Origin of the sequence: Streptomyces sp. NTH33 (genome assembly GCF_003236365.1) — a bacterium.
In the GTDB taxonomy this organism is placed as follows: domain Bacteria; phylum Actinomycetota; class Actinomycetes; order Streptomycetales; family Streptomycetaceae; genus Streptomyces.
Genome location: NZ_POTZ01000593.1, coordinates 1 through 3,545, shown reverse-complemented (window position 1 = coordinate 3,545; position 3,545 = coordinate 1). Strand labels below are relative to the sequence as shown.

At 72.4% G+C, this 3,545-nt stretch carries 3 protein-coding genes; 2 read left to right on the top strand and 1 reads right to left on the bottom strand.

What is annotated here, in order from left to right; translation table 11 throughout:
- The coding region (locus tag C1I97_RS33465) for a phosphotransferase (RefSeq protein WP_146608371.1) at positions 1 to 574 on the top strand (574 nt) is incomplete at its 5' end.
- A 16-nt stretch (positions 575 to 590) separates the two neighbouring features.
- Here the strand turns inward: C1I97_RS33465 and C1I97_RS33460 are convergent.
- Positions 591 to 2,198, bottom strand: coding sequence for a protein kinase domain-containing protein (locus C1I97_RS33460; protein WP_111006781.1), 1,608 nt, complete (start codon positions 2,196 to 2,198; stop codon positions 591 to 593).
- Positions 2,199 to 2,539: 341 nt separating this feature from the next.
- On the opposite strand from C1I97_RS33460, the gene C1I97_RS33455 reads away from it, so the two are divergent.
- On the top strand, positions 2,540 to 3,545 hold a 1,006-nt coding region (locus C1I97_RS33455), incomplete at its 3' end, for a protein kinase domain-containing protein (protein ID WP_146608370.1).

The following is a 3,545-nucleotide window of genomic DNA, read 5'->3' as shown; positions in this document are numbered from 1 at the left end:
CCCGGTGGAGAGCGCCGATCCCGCCGACACCTTCACGCTGATCGACGACCTGCTCGCCCACGTCCGCCGCCACCGCCCCGCGGACGCCTTCGACGAACTGGCCCGGCACCGGCTCCTGGAACGCCGGGCGCTCCTGGAGCGGCACGCCGACCGGCGTCCCCCGCCCGGCGGCCCGGTCGGCTGGGTGCACGGCGACTTCCACCCGTACAACCTGCTCTACAAGGGGGACGCTCCCGCCGCGATCGTCGACTGGGACCGGCTCGGCGTGCAGCCGCGCGCGGAGGAGGCGGTACGCGCCGCCGCGATCTTCTTCGTCCGGCCCGCCGGCACCCTGGACCTGCCGAAGGTCAGGGCGTACGCACGCGCGTACCGCCGCGCGGCCGGCACCGCGCCCTCGGAACTCGCGGCGGCCGTGCACCGCGTGTGGTGGGAGCGCCTGAACGACTTCTGGATGCTGCGCTGGCACTACGAGCGCGGCGACAGGCGCGCGGACCCCCAGTTCCCGGCCGCCTCGGCGCTCGCGGTGTGGTGGACGCGGGAGTACGACACGGTGTGCGGGGCGTTCACGGAGTGAACGGGCCGGGGAGTGATCAGCCGTTTCCCGGGTTTCCCGCCCCGCCCTGGGACGCACCGCCGTTGTCGCCGCCGGTGTCGCCCGTCCCGTCGGGCGGGGTGCCGCCCGCGTCCGGGGTCGGCGGCGGGGGCGCCGGCTCGGACGGGGTGTCGAAGGTCTGCGTGTCGGACGGCTCCTCGGAGGGCTGGCCGTCGGACGGCTCGGTCTGCGTGTACGACGGCCGGTAGGACGGCGTGTAGGTCCAGTTGCCGCCGCCCGAGCCGTTGCCCCGGTTCGTGGACGGGTCCGACGGCTGTTCGTTCCTGGTGTCGCTCGGCGTGGCGCTCGGCTCGGTGTCTTTCTCGGACGGCGTGCTCGTGGGCGACTGGGTGATGTCGGTGCCGCCGCCGGTGCCGGTGCCGCCGGTGTTGTTCAGCGCCAGCGCCACGCCCGCCACGACGGCGATCACCGCGAGCACGGCGAGGATCCACAGCTTGCCGCGGCCACTGCCCTTGTTGCCGTACCCCTCGAAGCCGCCGTCGTCACCGTTGCCGTATCCGGCGGGCAGGATCGGCTGCGGGATCTGCGTGGTGCCCGAGTGGGGGTCGCCGGCGTGCGGCATCACGGCCGTGCCGGCGAAGCCCGCCGCCGGAGCGTGCCGGCCGTCGTGCGGCTCCACCGGTCCGGTGTTCCAGGTGCCGGTGTGGCCGCCCTGGTCGTACAGCATCTGCAGCCCGTACTGGACCATCCCGCGCATCTCTTCGGCCGTCTGGAAACGGTCGTCGGGCTCCTTGGCCAGCGAGCGCATGACCAGCCCGTCGAGCTCCGGCGGGCAGGTGCCGTCGGCGACCTGGGACGGTGGCACCGGCATGTCCTGGACGTGCTGGTAGACCACCGACAGCGGGGTCTCGCCGGTGAACGGGGGCCGCAGCGCGAGCAGTTCGTACAGCAGGCAGCCCGTCGCATACAGGTCGGAGCGGTAGTCGACGGCCTTGCCGAGGGCCTGCTCCGGGGAGAGGTACTGGGGGGTGCCCATGACCATGCCGGTCTGCGTCATCGTCGTGGACGCGCCGTGCAGGGCGCGGGCGATGCCGAAGTCCATCACCTTCACGGCGCCGTTGTCGGTGATGATGACGTTGGCGGGCTTGATGTCGCGGTGCACGATCCCGTGCTGGTGCGAGTAGGCCAGCGCCTCCAGGACGCCCGAGACGATGATCAGCGCCTGCTCGGGGCCGGGCGCCTCCGCGGTGAGCAGCAGGTCGCGGATGGTGCGGCCCTCGACCAGTTCCATCACGATGTACGGCACGGCCTGGCCGCCCACCTGGTCCTCGCCGGAGTCGTACACGGCGACGATCGCATGGTGGTTGAGCCCGGCCACCGACTGGGCCTCGCGGGTGAAGCGGGCCTTGGAGGTGGGATCCTCGGCCAGGTCGGCACGGAGCAGTTTGACCGCGACGGTGCGTCCCAGGCGCACGTCCTCGGCGGCGAACACCTCGGCCATGCCGCCCCGGCCGAGTCTGTGCGTCAGCCGGTACCGACCGTCGCCGACCAGGCCGCCGTTGCCCCACGTCTCCGGCGCGTCCGACATACCGCCGCCAGTCGCCTCGGGGTCGGACGGGCCCTGGGCGCGCTGCTGCTGTGCCATCAGTCCTCGCCGTCGTTTCTGCCCGCGGTGCGCGCGGTGTTGTCACGGTCTCAGTCGGCCACGCTACAGGCTCCGAGCAAGCCGCCGGTCCAGGACCGTGGGGGCGACCGCTGCGGAAACCGGCCCTGGACGGACCGGCCATGAAACCCCGTGCGGGTACCGCCGTGCAAATTCCTTGTACCGACCGCAGGGCTGCCGTAACGCTTCCGCGACGGTTGCTTCGCGTACGGTCACGGAACGGGCACCGCGCTTGACGTGTCAGTGCCCTGGGGCAGACTTGGCCGGGAATGACTCATTCGATCAACGAGGGCGCCCGGCGGCCCGGTGGGGGACACGGAAACATGAGCCAGGACGGCGCACACGGCCGCTACGCGGGGCTGGCACTGGCCGGCGGCCGCTACCAGCTGCGCGACCTGCTCGGCGAGGGCGGCATGGCCTCGGTGCACCTCGCCCACGACTCCGTGCTCGACCGTCAGGTCGCCGTCAAGACGCTCCACACCGACCTCGGCCGGGAGCCGGCCTTCCGCGAGCGGTTCCGCCGCGAGGCCCTGGCCGTGGCGAAACTCACGCACACGAACATCGTCTCGGTGTTCGACACCGGCGAGGACGACGTGGACGGCATGCCGATGCCGTACATCGTCATGGAGTACGTCGAGGGCCGCCCCCTCGGCTCGGTGCTGGAGGAGGACATCCGGCGGCAGGGTGCGATGCCCGCCGACAAGGCCCTGAAGATCACCGCGGACGTGCTCGCCGCGCTGGAGATCAGCCACGAGATGGGCCTGGTCCACCGCGACATCAAGCCGGGCAACGTGATGGTGACCAAGCGCGGTGTGGTCAAGGTCATGGACTTCGGCATCGCCCGTGCCATGCAGTCCGGCGTGACCTCGATGACCCAGACCGGCATGGTCGTGGGCACCCCGCAGTACCTGTCGCCGGAGCAGGCCCTCGGCCGGGGCGTGGACGCCCGCTCCGACCTGTACTCGGTCGGCATCATGCTGTTCCAACTCGTCACCGGACGGCTGCCGTTCGACGCGGACTCGCCGCTCGCCATCGCCTACGCGCATGTGCAGGAGGAACCGGTCGCGCCCTCCTCGGTCAACCGCTCGCTGCCCCCGGCGGTGGACGCGCTGGTCGCCCGCGCGCTGCGGAAGAACCCCAACGAGCGCTTCCCGAACGCCGAGTCCATGCGCGACGAGTGCCTGCGCGTGGCGGCCTCCTTCCAGGCGGCCCCGCCCAGCATCGTCCCCGGTGCCCGGACGTCGAGCGGCGCGGGCGTCGGCTCCGCGGTCTTCCCTCCCGTCGACCAGGCCACCCCGGCCCCCACGGGCAACGTGCAGACGCCGTACC